Below are 3,101 nucleotides of genomic sequence, written 5' to 3' on the forward strand. Positions count from 1 at the left end.
GGATTGACGCGGCCAGCGTCGTGCGTGCCAGGTATTTCGGTTTCATCTGGATCCCCGGAAAAAGTTGATGTACGAGACAAGTGTCGTCTGTTGAAAAGTGGTCGGATCCATCCGAAAAAACCGTGTCACGCCTCACCCGCCGCAGACGGCAGGATCCGGATCCTAAATCCTGATTGGCAGGGAGCGATAGTGCCACCGGTTGGGGCATGAGCCGGACTCCGCTTGGCGGTGGATCAGGTACCCGGAAGCAGGCGTAGTCATGGCCTCGTGGAGCCGGGCGGCGGTTCCGCCCGAACGCCGGCAGGCACGCCCCTGCGGCGGCTGCCGCGCTTGCAAAATGCCCTCGATGCCCGCACCTGCCGTGTTCGGACCAAACGGAAATCGGCGATGCCCGGCACCAGTGACTCCATATATACCTTCCATCTGCAGCGGGCCAACGTGCGGGGCGTATTGGTGCACCTCGATGAGGTCTGGAACGAAGTCCGCACGCTTTCGACCAACGCGCCTTCCGTGACCCGCCAGCTCGGCGAGGCGCTGGCAGCCAGTGCCTTGTTCACCGGTGCCCTGAAGTACGAAGGCAGCCTTTCGGTTCATCTGCGCAATGCTGGTGTCTTGCGGCTGTTGTTCGCCGAATGCACGCACGATGGTCACCTGCGCGGCATTGCCCGAATCGATGACGGTGCAGAAGCTGGCGCGAGCGTTGATCTGCAGGATCCGCGTGCCCAGTTGGCGATCACCATCGAGAACGCGCGAACCGATACGCGCTACCAGGGCCTGGTGCCTGTGGACGCGGAGCAGTTGTCCAGGGCGTTCGAAGGCTATTTCGAGCGATCCGAACAACTGCCGACAAGGATCGTCCTTGCCGCAGATGCGGGCCGCTGTGCCGGAATCATGCTGCAGGATGTGGCGCGTGAAGGCGGAGTTTCCCTTCGGCAGGACGCCGATGCATGGAACCGCGTCGAACATTTGCTCGCAACCCTGACCGAAGTCGAGCTGCTGGAGCTGCCAGCCGAAACGCTTCTTCTGCGCCTGTTCCACGAGGAAGAAGTGCTTCTGCAACCGCCACGGCCGTTGCGCTTCAAATGCAGCTGTTCGCCGGAGCGGGTAGCGGGCATGCTGCGATCCCTGGGGGCTGAGGAGGCGCGCGCGGCGTTGGCTGAAACCGGGGAGATGAAGATCACCTGCGAATTCTGCAATCGCGATTACCGAATGGATGAAGTGGATATTGCCGCTCTCTTTGCTGCGCAGCCACTGGCGCCGGGGCCGCAGTCCGCCCAATAGGGATCGGCATGGACGTGCGGTTTTTTTCGCCCCCATTTTCGCGAGACGGGCTCGCGAAAAGGGACGACATTCCCGCCCGGCAGTCTTGGAGCCGGATAGCGCCTCTCAAGCAGCCGGAGGCCGCGGCTCTGCCGTTGCCCCCTGCCGATGTCGGGATGGTCAGACGAAGAGCGTGTCTCAAGGCAGTTCCATTTGAGCCCAGCACGCTCATTTTTCTGCCAATTGGGCACCACGCCCGAATACATGCATGCCGGTCGAGGGGCTGAGTTGGGCGTTTGCGGAGTCCGGAATGGCCCGGCAGGTCCTGCCTGGGTGGCCATGGAATCGCCAGACAGCATGGAATCTGCGTCAATTCACAATTTTTCAATCGCTTGCGGTCCATGCTTGATGTCAATTGACTGTTGATTTTTCGTAAAGCGGAGTATCCTTTCAGTAAGGTCTTGCTCGCCTGTCCCGGTCGGGATGGGCGCTTTTTGGGGAACTTTGGGGCTCCATCAGGGTCATTGGAATTCAACCAGCGGAATCGTCCATGTTGCTGCGCGTCGCCACCTTGTTGCTGATCATCTTGCTCCCGCTTTCGGCGGCGGCACAGAGAATCGCGCCTGCAACGCTGACGCAAGCGCAAACACCGATGTTCGACCGCCTGCTCTCGCTCGAGGTCAATCCCGGCCTGGCCGGTAGCGGTGGACAGGTTGTGCCGCTGTGGGCCAGTCCTGATGGTCGTCTGCTCGCCATTGTCGGAATGTCGCGTGGCGTAGGGGCGCCGTCGCTGCCACCGTCACCTGCCTTCGGCGGCGTTTCCGATTTGCGCATCGTCGATGCAACCGACCTCTTTTCCGCCGGGCTGCGCATGCGCCTCTCCGATGGGCTGCGCGCTGACATGTTTGTCGGCTGGCAGGGTGGGGCGCCGCTTTCATATGACATGGGTGAGACGCTGGATTGCATCTCGCCGAACTGCTATGCGGCCAGCAGCGCCGCATCACAAGCAGGTGTGGCGGTCGCGGGCCTGGGGCTGGGCTGGTCATCTTCGGCAGAGGTCGGTCTTGATTTCTCCTTCGGATTGTCCTGGCTCGATGGGCGCAACTCGCAGTTGCCTGTCATTGCTCATCCTCATGTAGTCCGCGATCCGATCAATCTTTCCCTGCTCGATATGCCCGGCATGGATGGCTACACATTGAATTCCGGCCGTACGCTCAGTGCGCGCGGGTCATGGCAGCTTGGACACGGTCCGATCATTGACCTGACCGCAGCGCTGAGCCAGGCCGAACTGTCACCGGTCTGGTATGGCCTTTCCGGAGCCGGGCTGGACTTGAACCAGGCCTCGATAGGATTGGGTGTTACAAGCGGCGCCTTGCGTGGAAGCATCGTTGGGCGTGTCAGCAGCTTTGAAGATCCGGGCTTCGAGGGCAGTCGCCGCTGGAGCGGTCTTGATCTCGGCGTATCCTGGCGCACGCCGTGGCGTGGCGAGGTAACCGTCGGTGCGCAGAACCTCTGGTCGGCACCGCTGGATCCGGCGAATTCACGCGATGCCGATGCCGCACAGGCACGCATGCCCTACGTGCAATATCGTCAGGACCTCTGAGGTCCCGGCCAACTGGCCGTTTTCAATTTCAATCCCTGACCTTAATTCGGCTCGCGCTATGCACATCGCCTTGCGCCATCACCTGGTGCGGTCTTCGCCATGATCCCCCTGATTGGATCTGGCTTCGAGTCGATCATCTGCTTTCTATAAGGAGAGGAGGAATCCAGTCGATTTGCCCAGGCGTCGATGGTTCCAGGCTTCTCGGTCCGCTTTCGACTATGGCCAGAGCATCGTACGC

Annotated in this window: 2 protein-coding genes; both read left to right on the forward strand. The window is 61.3% G+C overall.

Annotated elements, in window-relative coordinates; genetic code table 11:
- The first annotated feature begins 387 nt into the window (after positions 1-387).
- Positions 388-1,281: an Hsp33 family molecular chaperone HslO gene (locus WBP53_RS04830; RefSeq protein ID WP_423926490.1), complete on the forward strand. Its 894-nt coding sequence runs from the start codon at positions 388-390 to the stop codon at positions 1,279-1,281.
- 529 nt (positions 1,282-1,810) lie between these two features.
- Positions 1,811-2,863 carry a hypothetical protein gene (locus WBP53_RS04835; RefSeq protein WP_423926492.1) on the forward strand — a complete coding sequence of 351 codons (1,053 nt, stop codon included), beginning with the start codon at positions 1,811-1,813 and terminating at the stop codon, positions 2,861-2,863.
- Positions 2,864-3,101 lie beyond the last annotated feature (238 nt).

This window comes from Dokdonella sp. (genome assembly GCF_049593775.1).
Taxonomy (GTDB): Bacteria; Pseudomonadota; Gammaproteobacteria; order Xanthomonadales; family Rhodanobacteraceae; genus Dokdonella.

What these genes read in the sequence shown, in the direction of transcription:
- WBP53_RS04830 (WP_423926490.1), top strand. Translation starts at nt 388, where the DNA reads ATGCCCGGCACCAGTGACTCCATATATACCTTCCATCTGCAGCGGGCC.
- WBP53_RS04835 (WP_423926492.1), top strand. Translation starts at nt 1,811, where the DNA reads ATGTTGCTGCGCGTCGCCACCTTGTTGCTGATCATCTTGCTCCCGCTT.